Source organism: Pseudomonas silesiensis, assembly GCF_001661075.1.
Classification (GTDB): domain Bacteria; phylum Pseudomonadota; class Gammaproteobacteria; order Pseudomonadales; family Pseudomonadaceae; genus Aquipseudomonas; species Aquipseudomonas silesiensis.
The window spans coordinates 3,697,883-3,713,158 of the sequence record NZ_CP014870.1 but is presented as its reverse complement, the minus strand read 5'-3'; the positions used below and the strand labels follow the sequence as shown (position 1 = coordinate 3,713,158).

Genomic DNA, 15,276 nt, shown 5'->3' with positions numbered 1-15,276 from the left:
GGTCGTCCCTTGCTCAGCGCGACGCGGCGAATTGGGAAGGGCTGAGCACGCCGTCTTCGACTTCGCCGGCGGCGGCCGCTACGGCCTTGGCCTGCACGCGGCTGCGCAGTTTGGCCACGTTCACCACCACCCGGGTGTGGGCGGCGGTCGCCACCAGCTCGACGTCATCGCGCACCTCGACATTGAACGTGACGCTGCGACCCTCGACCCGGGTGACCGTCGCCACGATGCTCACCGACATGCCCAGCAGCGTTGCGCCGACATGCCGGATATCGACTGCCGCACCGACGGTGTTCTCACCCTCGTCGAGGAAGGTCAGCAGATAGTCCAGGCAGGTTTGTTCGATGTCGTTCACCAGGCGTGGCGTGGCATAGATGCGCAAGTCCTCGCCCAGGAAGGAGATGGTGCGTTCCTGGTCGACGATCAGGTGGCGTTCGGTGGCGGCGATACCGGCTTCCAGCGTGGAAAAATTCATGTGCAACCTCGTGTTTGAAAGTGCCGACAGTCGAAACGACGACCGTCGGCCGGGATGGCATAGGATGATTTATTTAGTGGGCAGGAAACCGATGGAGATCCATGGCACGGCGATCAGCACGCCCAAGGCGACGACCAGCGCCCCGAGGTACGGCCAGACCCGGCGCATCGCACCGCTGGGGTCGACCTTGGCAATGGCGCAGGCGGCGTAGAAGCCCACGCCAAAGGGCGGGGCGAACAGACCCAGGCCCATGGCGAAGATGGCGACCATGGCGTAATGCACGTCGTGGATGCCCATGGCCTTGGCAATAGGGAACAGCAGCGGCCCGAACAGCACGATGGCCGGGATGCCCTCCAGAAAACTGCCCAGCAGGATGAACGCCACGGCGGAAATGATCAGGAAACCCAGCGCACCCCCCGGCACCGTCGACATCACTTGCGCCAACTGATGGGAGAAGCCCGACTGGGTCAGGGCCCAGGCCATGGCGGTCGCACTGCCGATGATGATCAGGATCGCGCCGGACAACGATGCGGTGCTGACCAGGATCGGATACAGGCGGCGCCAGTCGAAGCAGCGGTAGCACAGCAGGCCAACGATAAAGGTATAGGCGACGCCGATGGCAGCGACTTCGGTAGCGGTGGCGACGCCTTCGACCACCGCGGTGCGGATCACAAAGGGCAACGCCAGGGCCGGCACCGCGACCAGCAGCGAGCGCACGATTTCCTTGCCCGAAGCGCGCTTGCCGGTGGAGGCCTCGCCTTTGCGGTTTTTCCACCAGATCACCGCCGCCATGGCGATTGCGCCCACCACTGCGGGCATGAAGCCACCGGTGAACAGGGCAGAGATCGACACGCCGGTCACCGAGCCGATGGTGATCAACACCAGGCTTGGCGGGATGGTTTCCGACATCGCCCCGGAGGCGTTGAGCATCGCCACCAGTTCGTTTTCATCTTCGCCACGCTTCTTCATTTCCGGAAACAGCGCCGGGGCGATGGCGGCCATGTCGGCAGCTTTCGACCCGGAAATACCGGAGATCAGGTAAATGGCACCGATCAGCACGTAGGACAGGCCGCCACGCACATGGCCGATCAACGAACACAGGAAATTGATCATCGCCCGGGCCATGCCCATGGCTTCGATCAATGCGCCCAAGAATACAAACAGCGGGATCGCCAGCAGGATCAGGCTGGCCATGCCTTCGTCCATCCGGCCCACCACCAGGCTAAGGGGCGTGCCGGTCATGGTCGACAGGTATGCCACGGTGGCCAGGCCGAACGCGACCATGATCGGCACGCCGATGATGATCATCGCCATCACGCCGATCATGAAGAAGATGACCAGGTTCCAGTTGCCCATCAGCAGCAGGGGGCCTTCCGCCACCCACAGCAATCCGCCGAGGGAGGCGAGCATCGCCACCGACACCGAGAAGTCGATCAACCGCGCACTGGTCAGCAGGCGGGCGACACAGGTCATCAGCATCAGGCTCAGGCCCACCGCGATGGCCGACACGCGAAAGGCGTTGGGAATTTCCAGGGCGGCGGTGGTGATGATCCATTCGTCGCTGACGTACTCCCAGGCCGGGGTGAATAGCAGCCCGATGAAGGTGATCACGATCACCGCGCCGAGGGTGTCGACGAAGGCGCGTTTCTCCACGGGCAGCCGCGCAATGAACGAGGTGAGGCGCATATGCTCGCCCCGGCGCATTGCCACCACCGAGCCGAGCATGGCCAGCCAGAGGAACAGCAGCGAGGCCAGTTCGTCGCCCCAGACAATGGGCTGGTTGAGCACGTAGCGCGAGAACACGTTGCAGAACAACAACACGACTTCGACCACCACCAGCAACGCTGCGCTGCCTTCGGTCAGCCAGCGCAGGCCGGTGTCGAGTGCGCGACCGAGACGAAAGGTGGCGGCGCGCGGGCTGAGTCCTTCAGCGGGAGAAATATCCGTCATTGGCAGTTCGTTTTTCATGACCTTGTCTCCGGCTTAGGACAGTTGACCCGCGTACTGCTCGAGCAAGCTCCAGGCTTCGTCGCCGTACTTTTCCTTCCATTGGGTGTAGAAACCTTTCGATTGCAGGTCGGCCCTGAATAGTGCGCGGTCGACCTTGTTGAAGCTGATGCCATGGGCAGTCAGCGACGGTTCGAGGCTGGCGTTGAGGTCGATCACCTGTTGGCGCTGGACCAGTGCCGCGGCGTTGATCTGGCGGGAAACGATTTCCTGCACATCCGCCGGCAGTTTCGGAAAAGTCTTGCCCGAGGCGACGATCCAGAAGCCGCCCCAGATGTGGTCGGTCATCGAGCAGTACTTCTGCACTTCGTAGAAACGCGCGGACTCGACCACCACCAGCGGGTTTTCCTGGCCGTCGACCACTTTGGTCTGCAACGCCGAGTAGGTTTCGTTGATGCTGATGCCGGTCGGGGAGGCGCCCAGCGCGCTGAACATGGAGGTCCACAGCGGGCTGACCAGCACTCGCAGTTTGAAGCCGGCCAGGTCTTGCGGGGTGAAGATCGGCCGTGTCGAGCTGGTGATCTGGCGGAAGCCGTTGTTCCACACTTTTTCCATCGGGATCAGACCGACCTTGGCGGTCTTGGCGCGCACGTACTCGCCGAGCTTGCCGTCCAGGGCGGCCCAGACGCTGTCGTAGTCCTTGAAGGCAAACGGCATGCTTTCAATGGACATGGCGGGCACCAGGGTGGAGAGAATCGCGCCGGGCAATGGGATGAAGTCGATCGCCCCGGCACGCACCTGGGACAACATGTCGGTGTCGCCGCCCATGGCGCCGTTGGCGTATACCTGCAGGTCCACCGCGCCGTTGGTTTCGGTCTTGATGGCGAGCGATGCGGCCTTCATCTGGATGTTCAGCGGGTGGGTGTCGGGCAGGCTGCTGGTGTAGCGCAGCACGATGGGTTTGGTCGCGGCGAAGACGCTGGAGGGCAGCAGGTTGGCGGCGAATGCACCGCCCACGGTGATGCCCGCTGACATTAGAAATGATCGGCGGCTGACGGCCTCGGTCAAGATACGGCTCATGATGTTCACCTTGTTATTGTTGTTGTTCTGACCTGTGGGAGCGAGCTTGCTCGCGATGGTCGTTAACGATGACGCGGGCTTTCTGGTTGAACGCGGCGCTCTCAGGTCCATCGCGAGCAAGCTCGCTCCTACAGGGGATCAGGATCGGGATCGGGTTCAGGTGTTGTGGCGGCTCAGGACGCCAGCGCCACCACCGCCCGGGTTCGAATCAGCTCATCAATCTCATCTTCCGCATAACCACTTTCCTTCAACACTTCGCGGGTGTGTTCGCCGAGCAGCGGTGCGTGGCGACTGGCCGGCGGTGCGGCGCCGTCCATGTCGGAGAAGTGAATCGGCAGGCCCATGCCGCGTACCCGGCCTTCGGTGGGGTGTTCGGTCTCGACGACCATGCCCCGGGCGATGGTTTGCGGGTGGGCCAGCGCTGCGGCGATGTCCAGGACCGGCCCGGCAGGCAGGCCGAGGTCGTCGAACAACACCATCCATTCATCCGTGGTGCGCGCCACTAGCACTTCGTTGAGGATTTCCACCAGGGCCAGGCGGTGCTCCATGCGCAACGCATTGCTGGCGAAGCGTGGATCGGCTTTGAGTTGGGGAACGGCCAGGGCCTCGACCAGTCGCTCGTAGTTGGCCTGGTTGGCGGCGCCGATGTTGATCCAGCCGTCGGCGGTGCGAAATACCTGGTACGGCGCGCTGGTGGAGTTGGCCGAACCCATCTTCGGCAGGATGGTGCCATCGGCGAAGTACGCGGCCGCCGGCCAGTACATCTGTTGCAGACCGGCTTCGAACAACGAGGTGTCGACCATCTGCCCCAGGCCGGTTTTCTGCTTGGCGGCGTAGGCGGCGCAGATGCCGAGGGCGGCGAGGATGCCGGAGTTGATGTCGGCCACGGGCGAGCCGGCCTTGACCGGTTCGCGCCCGGCTTCACCGGTCATGCTCATCATGCCGCTCATGCCCTGGGCGATCAGGTCGAAGCCGCCTTTCTCGCCGAACGGCCCGCTGCGCCCGTAACCGGAGATCGCGCAGTAGATCAGCCCGGGGTTGATCACTTTGAGCGCTTCATAGCCCAGGCCGAATTTCTCCATGGTGCCGGCCCGGTAGTTTTCCGTGACCACGTCGGCCTCCAGCAACAGGCGGCGCAACACGTCGCGGCCACCGTCGGTCTTCAGGTTCAGGCCGATGCCACGCTTGTTGCGGTTGACCACCATGAACGAGGCGGATTCGCCGCTGGCCATGATCGGCGAGAAGCGGCGCGAATCATCGCCGTCCGGGACTTTCTCGACTTTCACCACGTCGGCGCCCATGTCGGCCAGCATCATCCCGCACACCGGGCCGGACATGATGTGAGCCAGTTCTACAACGCGCATGCCTGTCAGCGGTCCCATGTCATTTCCCCTTGAACTGTGGTTTGGCTTTCGCGATGAAAGCATTCAGGCCGATCTGAAAATCTTCGGTGTCGTAGCAGGCGTAACTGCGGTCGACTTGCTCGGCGGTGGGTGCAACACCGGCTTCTAGCTGGCGTGCGGCCTGGCGATGCCAGCGGGCGACGAGGGGCGCGCCGGTGACAATGCGTCTGGCGGTGGCGAGGGTCTCGGCTTCGACCTCGGCGTCTGCCACGACGCGGGTCACCAGGTTCTTCACGTAGGCGTCGTTAGCGTCGAGAATGCGGCCTTCGAGCAGGATTTCCAGGGTGGTCGAGCGTCCGGCCAGCGCGACCAGCCCGGCCATTTCGTCGTAAGACATGACCAGGCCGAGCTTGCCGACCGGCGCACCGAAGCGACTGGAAGTGCCGCAGATGCGCAGGTCACACAGCGCGGCGATTTCCAGGCCGCCGCCGACGCATACGCCGTGGATCATGGCGACCACCGGGTGCGGGCACTCGACAACGGCGCGCATGGCGGCAGAGGTGACCTCGGCATACACCCGGGCTTGAGCCTGGTTGGCGCGCACGGTCGGGAACTCGCCAACATCGGCGCCAGCGGCAAAGGCCTGTTCGCCGGCGCCGCGCAACACCACGCAGCGCACGCTGGCGTCAGCGGCAAGCTCGGTCATGACATCACCCAGGTCCTGCCACATGGACAAGGTCAGGGCGTTCATTTTTCCCGGGTGGCTGAGGGTGACGATGGCAATGGCGTCTTGCCGTTCGATAAGGACAGTGGGGGTCATGATGGTGCCGCTGGCGTCGAATCTCGGTTCGACGATGCGGCTGCCTCCTGTTTTATTGTTGTGGGATAGCGGCTGTTTACAGTGACTGCTGGAGCATCGACAGGTAGTCCGCGGACGAGGCTTCCCGGGGGTTGGTCTTGTGGCTGTGATCGTGCAACGCGTCTTCGACGATCCCGGCAAACAGGCTTTCGTCGACGCCGATGTCACGCAGGCGGGTCGGCAGGCCCAGGCGGCGGGTCATGTCCTCGATGGCCGTTCCGATATTCGCACCAGCCTCCAGGCCCATGGCGTGGCGCAGGCGTTCGAGCTTGCGTTCATCGCGAACCGTGGGTGCGTTGGCGTTGAAGTCCACCACCGCTGGCAGGAAGATCGCGTTCAAGGTGCCGTGATGCAGCTTCGGGTTGATCCCGCCCAAGGCGTGGGACAGGCTGTGCACACAGCCCAGGCCCTTTTGGAACGCGAGGGCGCCCTGCATCGAGGCACTCATCATGTTCATCCGCGCTTCGCGGTCACCCGGTTCGGTAGTGGCGCGCTCGATGTGTTCCCAGGCGCGCCACAGGCCATCGAGGGCGATGCCGTCCGCCGCGGGGTTGAAGGCCGGCGCCATGAAGGTCTCGATGCAATGGGCGATGGCGTCCATACCGGTGGCGGCGGTGAGCATGGGCGGCAGGCCCAGGGTCAGCTCGGGGTCGCAGATGGCCACGCGTGGCACGACATAAGGTGAGATTACGCCCACTTTACGGCCATCGTCGAGGATCAGGATGGCGCCACGCCCGACTTCGCTGCCGGTGCCGGCGGTGGTCGGAATCGCGATCAGAGGGGCGGTGGCCGAGGTGATGCGATCCAGCCCGCCTTCGATCACCGCGAAGCTTTGCAGCGGGCCGTCATGGGTGGCGCAGACAGCGACGCCCTTGGCCAGGTCGATGGAAGAACCGCCGCCGACGGCGATGATGCCATTGCACTCGCCGAGGTGGTATTGCGCCACGGCTTGGCGCACGACGTGTTCGTTCGGGTTGGGCGGGGTGGCATCGAAAATCGAGGGGGTATGTGCGGCGCCCAGGGCGGCGATGACTTTGTCGACGATACCGGCATTGCGTACACCAACGTCGGTGACGATCAGCGGACGAGTGATGCCGGCGCGTTCGGCTTCCGAGGCCAGTTGCTGCAGGCTGTCGTAGCCGAACTGGATCTTGGTGACGTAATTGATGAGGGACATGATTCACCACAAGTTATACAGGATTGTTGTTGTCGCAATCGGCTGGGTGGCAGGAGGGCTGTCGCGCTCTGGTCAAACCCATTGCATTGCCTGGTTGTGGAGTGGACTATAGGGCCGTCGTGGCGAGCCCCGATACTGACAACTTTCGATACCTCTATAACTTTTAGTTAAGCCTGATGACGCCCTCACTGAACTCGATCATGTCCCGGCTGCACGTCAAGCAGCTGCGTTTATTGATAGCCCTGGATGAGCACGGCTCCTTGCTGGGCGCGGCCAAACAGGTCGCACTGACCCAGCCCGGTGCCAGCAAGGCGCTGCAGGAAATCGAAACCACCTTTGGCACCTCGCTGTTCACCCGAACTAACCGCGGGCTAGAGCCAAACGATGCCGGACGCTCGGTGATTCGTTATGCGCGGCTGATCCAGACCGACCTTGCGCACCTGCGTGAAGAGATCATCGGGATCATGAGCGGCGAGGGCGGACGGGTGGCGGTCGGCACCATCATGGGCGCCGTGCCTTTATTGACCACGGCGATCAGCCGGGTGATTGCCGATCACCCGAAGCTGTCCATCGAAATCGTCGAAGACACCAGCGCCGCGCTGCTCGGCCAGCTGGATTCCGGGCGGCTGGACCTGGCGATCTGCCGCACCACCGTCAGCACCACGCCCTACTTGTATGAGAGCGCGACCTTCGTCGAGGAAACCCTGGCGGTGATCGCCAGCACCCAGCATCCGTTCGCCTATGCCAGGCAGCTGTCCCTGAAGGATCTGGTTGATTACCGCTGGGTGGTCTATCGCGCCAACATGCCCATGCGCCTGCTGCTGGAACGGGAATTCCACGAGGCCGACTTGCGCTTCCCGGTGCACCTGCTGGAGACGACCTCGGCCTTCGCGACGTTGTCGCTGCTCCAGGAAAACCCGACCCTGGTCGCACTGGTGTCGACTGACGTGGCGAAATTCTGCACCGGCTATGGCTTTACTACCACGCTACCGTTGCCCATTACCTCGCGCAGCGAACCCTATGAGCTGGTGTCGCGCAAAGGCGTGCCCGACTCGCCGGCCGCCAGACTGCTGCGCGAGGCCTTGCTCAATCCTCCCCGTTGAACGGTCCGGTGCGCCGGCGTGCACTTTTATAAAGCCCCGACCCATCCCGCTGCACTATGGGAAGGCAAAACCGCGAAGGTTCATCTGTGTGCCCTTGTATCGCCAAGCGCCGGATACGCGGGCCTGAAGCGCTGTCCACAGGTTCTGGCACAATCGCTGCATAGCCGTTGACAGGCCCGCCGCGAATACAGTCGAGTGGGCAGCCCCCTCGGTCAACGACGATCGATTCGTGGGCAACATCGGTGAATCAGGCATAGACGTCTGGTTTCAACACCGCAAAAGAACAGGCAAAGACGCCTGGAACCGCAAGGTTTCAGGCGTTTTTTTTTGCATTTTTGAACCGTGACGGGCGTGAGCCGGGTACTACTTATGAATTCCAATGTTGCCGCGTTGAACAAACTGCAAACGCTGATCGTGATCGGCAATGGCATGGTCGGACATCATTGTGTCGAACAGCTGATCGAGCGCGGTGCCCTCGATCACTATCGGCTGCACGTGTTCAGCGAGGAGCCGATGCGCGCCTACGACCGTGTGCACCTTTCCGAGTATTTCACCGGCCGTGATGCCGAGTCGCTGGCGTTGTCCGACGCAGCGCTGTACCAGACCCCGGGCGTCACCCTGCACCTGGGCGTGCCGGTGCTGGAAATCGACCGCGCCCGTCGCCAGGTGATCACCGCGCAAGGTTGCGTCGCCTACGACAAGCTGGTGCTGGCGACGGGCTCCTATCCCTTCGTGCCACCCATCGAAGGCGCCGAGGGCGACTCGCGCCTGGTTTACCGCACCCTTGAAGACCTCGACGCGATCCGTGCAGCGGCCGCCAATGCCCGCCGCGGCGTGGTGGTCGGCGGTGGCCTGCTCGGACTTGAAGCTGCCAACGCCCTGAAAAGCCTGGGCCTGGAAGCCCATGTGGTGGAGTTCGCCCCGCGCTTGATGCCGGTGCAGCTGGACGAGATGGGTGGCCTGGCGCTCAAGTCGCAGATCGAACGGCTGGGCGTCGGTGTGCACCTGTCCCGCGCCACCCAATCGATCAGTGCGGGCCAGGACTACCGCTACCGCATGAATTTTGCCAACGACGAATTCCTCGAAACCGACCTGGTGGTGTTCTCCGCCGGTATCCGTGCGCAAGATGCGCTGGCCCGTCAATGCGCGCTGGAGATCGGTCCGCGCGGTGGCGTGGTGATTGACGACCATTGCCTGAGCATCGACCCGAACATCTACGCGATCGGCGAGTGCGCCTCCTGGAACGGCAGCCTGTTCGGCCTGGTCGCCCCCGGCTACCAGATGGCGCGCAGCGTCGCGGCGCGGTTGTGCCATGAGGTGGCGGAGCCGTTCACCGGCGCCGACATGTCGACCAAGCTCAAACTGCTGGGGGTCGATGTCGGCTCCATCGGCGACGCCCACGGCAACACGCCGGGCGCGCGCAGCTATCAGTTCATCGACGAAACCAGCGCCAGCTATCGCCGCCTGGTGGTGGATGCCAGCGGCAAACACGTGCTCGGCGCGGTGCTGGTCGGCGACAACAGCTACTACGACACCCTGCTGCAATACATGCAGAACGCCATTGCGCTGCCTTCTGAGCCGGCCAGCCTGATTCTGCCGTCGTCCGAAGGCGCGCCGACCCTGGGTCCGGGCGCGTTGCCCGAGTCGGCCACGGTGTGCTCGTGCCACAACGTGACCAAGGGTTCCATTTGCTCGGCCATCGACGGTGGCTGCTCCGACCTCGGCCTGCTCAAGGCGCAGACCAAGGCCTGCACCGGTTGCGGCGGTTGCGCCGGGCTGCTCAAGCAGGTGTTCGAGCATGAACTGATCGCCCGTGGCGTCAGCGTCGACAAGAGCCTGTGCGAACACTTCGCCTACACCCGTCAGGAGCTGTACGCCCTGGTGCGGGTAGAAGGGGTCATCACCTTCGAAGAACTGCTGGCCAAACACGGCCGTGGCCACACCGGGTGCGATGTGTGCAAGCCGGCGGTGGGTTCGATCCTCGCTTCGTGCTGGAACCAGCCGATCATGGACGCCTCGCTGGTGCCGTTGCAGGACACCAACGACACCTTCATGGCCAACATGCAGAAGAACGGCACCTACTCGGTGGTGCCACGCATTCCCGGTGGCGAAATCAGCGCCGACAAACTGATCGCGATCGGCGTGGTGGCGAAGAAATACGACCTCTACACCAAAATCACCGGCGGCCAGCGCATCGACCTGTTTGGTGCGCAGTTGCACGAGTTGCCGGACATCTGGGCCGAGCTGATCGAAGCCGGTTTCGAAACCGGGCACGCCTACGGCAAATCCACCCGCACGGTGAAGTCCTGCGTCGGCAGCACCTGGTGCCGTTATGGCGTACAGGACAGCGTGCAGATGGCCCTGACCATCGAGGACCGCTACAAGGGCCTGCGCTCGCCGCACAAGCTCAAGTTCGCCGTCTCCGGCTGCACCCGTGAATGCGCCGAGGCACAAAGCAAAGACGTCGGTGTGATCGCCACCGAGAAAGGCTGGAACCTCTACATCGCCGGTAACGGCGGCATGCGTCCGCGCCACGCCGAGCTGTTCGCCACCGACCTCGACGATGCGACCCTGATCCGCTACATCGACCGCTTCCTGATGTTCTACATCCGCACCGCCGACAAACTGCAGCGCACCTCGGTCTGGCGTGAAAGCCTGGAAGGCGGCCTGGATTACCTCAAGGACGTGATCATCAACGACAGCCTGGGCCTGGGCGCCGAACTCGAGTCGCAGATGCAACTGGTGGTCAATCGCTACGAATGCGAATGGGCCAACGCCCTCAAGGACCCGGAAAAACTCAAGCGCTTTCGCACCTTCGTCAACGATAAACGCCCGGACCCGGACATCCACTTTGTCCAGGAACGCGGCCAGCGGCGCCCGATCATGGCCGCCGAACTCAACCTTATCCCTGTTATCGAGGAGATTGCCTGATGAGCCAGTCCAATACCCAACGCATCGATTCCCTGGAAAACCCCGAGGCCTGGCAAACGGTGTGCGAGCAACGGGACCTGGTCAGCAACTCCGGCGTGGTGGTCTGGCTCGACGGCGCACAAGTGGCGCTGTTCTACCTGCCAAGCGTTCACGGCAAGACCCTGTACGCCATCGACAACCACGACCCGCAATCCGGGGCGAACGTCATCGGTCGCGGCCTGGTCGGCAGTATCAAGGGTGACTTGGTCGTCGCCTCGCCGATCTACAAGCAGCACTTTCGCCTGGAAGACGGCAGTTGCCTGGAATACCCGCAGCAGCGGCTGCGGGTGTGGCCGGTGCGCTTGAATGACGGCGTGGTGGAGGTGGGGGTGGTTTGATGCCACGCTCCTTGGGGTCAGGGCGCAACAGTATCGGAGGCACTTATGAAAACAGCCGCACAGTTACTCAAGCTGAAGGTCGTGCAAAATCGCCAGGTGCATAGCATCGCGCCCGACGTGATGGTCCTTGAAGCGCTGAAGATCATGGCCGAAAAGAACGTCGGTGCGCTGCCGGTCATTGAAGACGGGCAGGTGGTGGGCGTGATCAGCGAGCGCGACTACGCACGCAAGGTGGTGCTGCAGGGACGCTCGTCGGTCGGCACCCCGGTCAGGGCCATCATGAGTGCGCCGGTGGTCACGGCGGACAGCCAGCAAAGCATCGAGCGTTGCATGGCGGTCATGACCGACAGTCACCTGCGCCATCTGCCGGTGGTGGAGGGCGGTGAACTGATCGGGCTGTTGTCGATCGGTGACCTGGTCAAGGAAGCCATCGTTGAGCAGGCCGATTTGATCCGGCAACTGGAGCACTATATTCGCGGGCACTGATCGGCCCGGCGCCAGGGTGTGGGGCTTTCTTGATCGGTGTCAACCGGGTGGGGCGTCCGGCTGTGTAGTCTGCAGAGACACACCGCCAGTGGCGCTCATCATGATCTATCCGCTGATTCTGACCCTGCATCTGTTTGCCGCCCTGATCTTCATCGGCACGGTATTCTTCGAAGTGCTGTTTCTGGAAAGCATCCGCAAACAGCTGCCGGCCAGAGTGATGCTGCTGGTCGAGCAGGGGATCGGCCGCAGGGCCCGCAGCTTGATGCCGTGGGTGCTGCTGGTGTTGTTCGGCGCGGGGCTGGGCATGGTCTGGCTGCGCTACCTGCCAGCCCTCGCGGCACCCCTGGCGTCATCGTTCGGCACCTTGCTGGCGTTGAAAATCGCGGTCGCCGCCAGCGTGCTCCTGCATTTCCTGACAGCCATGTTCCTGTTCAGGAGCGGCCGGATGAATGCGCGCTACTTGCGCTTCATCCACGCCAGCCTGTTCTGCCACATGGTCGTTATCGTGCTGCTCGCCAAAGGTATGTTCTACCTGACATGGTGATCGCCAAGGGCACAAACTCGGTGGGCTCCACCGATCCCCTGTAGGAGCCGCCACTTCGCTTGCGCTTGATGCAAATCAAGGAGCATTGACCCTCAAGCCCGGACACTGTGATTCGCAGCCCGTCACGGAGCCCCGTCATGCTCGATTTCTTTCACGATCCAGGCGAGATCGCCCGGTGCGATCAGGGCGTACTCGACCCCAACTGCCATGCCGACACGCAAAAATTCCACGCAGGCATCGGCTCGCTGGACCTGTTGCGGGCCTTGCGCGTCAGTCGCCAGAAGCGCCGTCCGCTGGCCCTGAACGTGCAGCTGCCGTCCAGGCTCAAGCCTGCGTTCTGTTCCCCGCGGGAAATCGCTTGCGAGCACGGCGGTATCGAGCAATATCTTCAGCGCCTGGAGAAGGAAATCGACCTCGTGGGCTGCCACCTGGGAGCAGAGCAGCGGGTCGAGCAGTTTCATCTGGGCGGCGCCACCCCCACCATCGTTCATCTGCAGCGACTGATGGGGCATCTGCGCGGCCGGTTCAACTTTCTCGAACATGAGTGCGGCGACTACAGCGTCGAGGTGGATCTTCACCATACCGATTGGTCGACCATGGGCGCGTTGCGCGACCAGGGCTTCAACCACGTCAGCATCGGCGTTCCGGATATCGACAGCGACAGCGACATGTCGGTGGCCTGCTACCAGAACCCGGCGCCGATTCATTCACTGATCGATGCTGCGCGCACCTTCGGCTTTCGCTCGATCAACGTCGACCTGGGGTTCGGTCATGCCTGGCAGACCCCGGACAGTTTCGCCCAGAAGCTGGCGACCATTATCGAGCTGGAGCCGGACAGGCTGATGGTGTTCGACTATGCCCGGCCACCTCGACGTTACCGGCCGATGCCCGGCGCCAGGGGCAGGGCGCTGTGCAGCCAGGAGGATAAAGGCGCGATGCGCCAGATCTGCTTCGACCAATTGATTGGCGCGGGCTATCACTACATCGGCCTCGGGCAGTTCGTGCGGCCCGACGATGACCTGGCGATCGCCCAGGAGCGAGGCCGGCTACGGCGCACCTGCGACGGTTTCAGCCGTCACGGCTATTGCGATCATCTCGGGTTCGGTTCGGGCGCCATCAGTCAGCTCGACGACCTGTATACGCAAAACGCCGACGAGGTCGAACCTTACCAGCAGCATCTGGACAGCGGGCAGTTGCCGACGGCCCGGGGCTGGCGCGTTGAGGCGGGGGATCAGATCAGGCATCGGGTCATGGAGCGGCTGGCCTGTGACCTGGAGCTGGATATCCGTGCCATCGAGCGCCGTTACGGCCTGGTCTTTTCCAGGTATTTTTCCTCGATTTGGCCATTGCTCGAACAATTGGGTCATGATGGGTTGATCGAGCTGTCGGACCGTTTCATCAGCATTCTTCCCGCCGGTCGGCCGGACGTGGATGCCATCTGCAACCTGTTTGAAAAGGGGTCAAGCGCAGCATGGCATTGACCCACCTGCGAGTAGATTGATCATGAAGCCTGCATTCGATTTCAATCGAGCCCTGGTCGAGAAGTATGACCGCCCCGGGCCGCGCTATACCTCGTACCCCACCGCGCCACAGTTTCACCAGGCGTTTGCCGTGGACGACTATCAAATGGCCGCGCGGGCCAGCAACCAGGTGGCTGTGCCCAAGCCGTTGTCGGTGTACATCCACATCCCGTTCTGCAAAAGCCTGTGTTATTACTGCGCCTGCAACAAAATCATCACCCAGAAGACCCATCGTGCCGTCGAGTACCTGAAGTACCTCAAGCGGGAAATCGCGATGCAGGCCGCCTTGTTCGACGGCAGCCGCAAACTCACGCAACTGCACCTGGGCGGCGGCACACCGACCTACCTGACCAGCGAACAGCTGGCGGACCTGATGGACTGCCTGCACCAGGCGTTCAACCTGGACGACAGCGACTACCATGAGTTTTCCATCGAGGTCGATCCGCGCACCATCAGCACCGAACAGATCCAGTCGCTGCGCCAACTGGGCTTCAATCGCCTGAGCTTCGGGGTGCAGGACTTCGACCCGGACGTGCAGGCTGCGGTCAATCGTACCCAGAGCGAAGAACAGATCTATGCGCTGGTCGCCGCCGCTCGCGAGGCGCGATTCAAGTCGGTTAGCGTCGATCTGATCTACGGCCTGCCCTTGCAGACCGTGGCCAGTTTCGATGTGACCCTGGGCAAGATCATTGCCCTGCGCCCGGACCGGATCGCCGCCTACAGCTACGCCCACCTGCCGCAAATGGTGCGTGCGCAACGCTTGATCCGCCGGGAAGACATGCCACCGCCGGAGCGCAAGCTGGAGTTGCTGGAGCTGACCATCCGCCGGCTGACCGCGGCCGGTTATGTCTATATCGGCATGGATCACTTCGCCTTGCCGGACGACGAACTGGCCCTGGCCCGCGTCAACGGCACCCTGCAACGCAACTTCCAGGGCTATTCGACCCATGCCGACTGCGATCTGATCGGCCTCGGCGTGTCGTCGATCGGCAAGGTCGGCGACAGCTACAGCCAGAGCGTCAAGGAGCTTTCGCAGTACTACGCCCGAATCGATCAGGGCCTGTTGCCGGTGCATCGGGGATACCGCTTGAACGCCGACGACTTGCTGCGCCGCGAGGTGATCAGCGACCTGATGTGCCACGGCCGGATCGATTTCGGCAAGTTCGAGACCCAGCATGGCATCTGTTTTACCGAGTATTTTGCCGAAGCGCTGGCGCAGCTGGACGAGCATGTGCGCGATGGATTGCTGGAGATCCATCACGATGCCCTGGTGTTGTTGCCCCAAGGGCACTTGATGATGCGCAGTGCCGCGATGGCGTTTGACGCCTATCTGGGGGGCGAGCAGAAAGGCCAGTTTTCACGCACGGTCTGAGGTGTCTGGAGCAGGCCCCGGCACGGACTTCACGCAAGTTGATCTCAATCAAGGGCAGGGGG

General features: G+C 62.9%; 13 protein-coding genes. 7 read left to right on the top strand and 6 right to left on the bottom strand.

Translation table 11 applies throughout. The features are described 5' to 3' along the window. Positions 1-13: 13 nt before the first annotated feature. The 6 genes from PMA3_RS16465 to PMA3_RS16440 all read right to left on the bottom strand — a co-directional run bounded on the left by PMA3_RS16465 (position 14) and on the right by PMA3_RS16440 (position 6,881). Positions 14-475, bottom strand: coding sequence for a thioesterase family protein (locus PMA3_RS16465; RefSeq protein WP_064678160.1), 462 nt, complete (start codon positions 473-475; stop codon positions 14-16). 69 nt (positions 476-544) lie between these two features. After that, on the bottom strand, positions 545-2,443 hold the full coding sequence (locus PMA3_RS16460) for a TRAP transporter large permease (protein ID WP_064678159.1): 1,899 nt from the start codon (positions 2,441-2,443) through the stop codon (positions 545-547). Between the two features lie 15 nt (positions 2,444-2,458). Continuing rightward, positions 2,459-3,502 carry a TRAP transporter substrate-binding protein gene (locus PMA3_RS16455; protein ID WP_064678158.1) on the bottom strand — a complete coding sequence of 348 codons (1,044 nt, stop codon included), beginning with the start codon at positions 3,500-3,502 and terminating at the stop codon, positions 2,459-2,461. Between the two features lie 173 nt (positions 3,503-3,675). Continuing rightward, the gene (locus PMA3_RS16450; RefSeq protein ID WP_064678157.1) at positions 3,676-4,884 is read right to left on the bottom strand and encodes a CaiB/BaiF CoA transferase family protein; all 1,209 of its coding nucleotides are present in this window, start codon (positions 4,882-4,884) and stop codon (positions 3,676-3,678) included. A gap of 1 nt (position 4,885) precedes the next feature. Continuing rightward, positions 4,886-5,665: an enoyl-CoA hydratase-related protein gene (locus PMA3_RS16445; protein WP_064678156.1), complete on the bottom strand. Its 780-nt coding sequence runs from the start codon at positions 5,663-5,665 to the stop codon at positions 4,886-4,888. Positions 5,666-5,741: 76 nt separating this feature from the next. Beyond that, on the bottom strand, positions 5,742-6,881 hold the full coding sequence (locus PMA3_RS16440; RefSeq protein WP_064678155.1) for an iron-containing alcohol dehydrogenase: 1,140 nt from the start codon (positions 6,879-6,881) through the stop codon (positions 5,742-5,744). A gap of 176 nt (positions 6,882-7,057) precedes the next feature. Between PMA3_RS16440 and PMA3_RS16435 the strand changes: the two genes are divergently transcribed. The 7 genes from PMA3_RS16435 (at position 7,058) to hemN (ending at position 15,214) form a co-directional block, all read left to right on the top strand. After that, the gene (locus PMA3_RS16435) at positions 7,058-7,984 is read left to right on the top strand and encodes a LysR family transcriptional regulator (protein ID WP_064678154.1); all 927 of its coding nucleotides are present in this window, start codon (positions 7,058-7,060) and stop codon (positions 7,982-7,984) included. Between the two features lie 369 nt (positions 7,985-8,353). Further along, positions 8,354-10,915, top strand: coding sequence for a nitrite reductase large subunit NirB (gene nirB, locus PMA3_RS16430; RefSeq protein WP_064678153.1), 2,562 nt, complete (start codon positions 8,354-8,356; stop codon positions 10,913-10,915). After that, positions 10,915-11,292, top strand: a complete 378-nt coding sequence (gene nirD, locus PMA3_RS16425) for a nitrite reductase small subunit NirD (RefSeq protein ID WP_064678152.1) — start codon at positions 10,915-10,917, stop codon at positions 11,290-11,292. Before nirB ends, nirD begins: the two co-directional genes overlap by 1 nt. A gap of 45 nt (positions 11,293-11,337) precedes the next feature. After that, positions 11,338-11,778 carry a CBS domain-containing protein gene (locus PMA3_RS16420; protein WP_064678151.1) on the top strand — a complete coding sequence of 147 codons (441 nt, stop codon included), beginning with the start codon at positions 11,338-11,340 and terminating at the stop codon, positions 11,776-11,778. A gap of 100 nt (positions 11,779-11,878) precedes the next feature. Then, the gene (locus tag PMA3_RS16415; RefSeq protein ID WP_064678150.1) at positions 11,879-12,322 is read left to right on the top strand and encodes a CopD family copper resistance protein; all 444 of its coding nucleotides are present in this window, start codon (positions 11,879-11,881) and stop codon (positions 12,320-12,322) included. Between the two features lie 137 nt (positions 12,323-12,459). Further along, positions 12,460-13,803 (top strand): oxygen-independent coproporphyrinogen III oxidase, encoded by a 1,344-nt coding sequence (locus tag PMA3_RS16410; RefSeq protein WP_064678149.1) that lies wholly within the window; start codon positions 12,460-12,462, stop codon positions 13,801-13,803. 22 nt (positions 13,804-13,825) lie between these two features. Continuing rightward, positions 13,826-15,214 carry an oxygen-independent coproporphyrinogen III oxidase gene (gene hemN / locus PMA3_RS16405; protein ID WP_064678148.1) on the top strand — a complete coding sequence of 463 codons (1,389 nt, stop codon included), beginning with the start codon at positions 13,826-13,828 and terminating at the stop codon, positions 15,212-15,214. Positions 15,215-15,276: the final 62 nt, after the last annotated feature.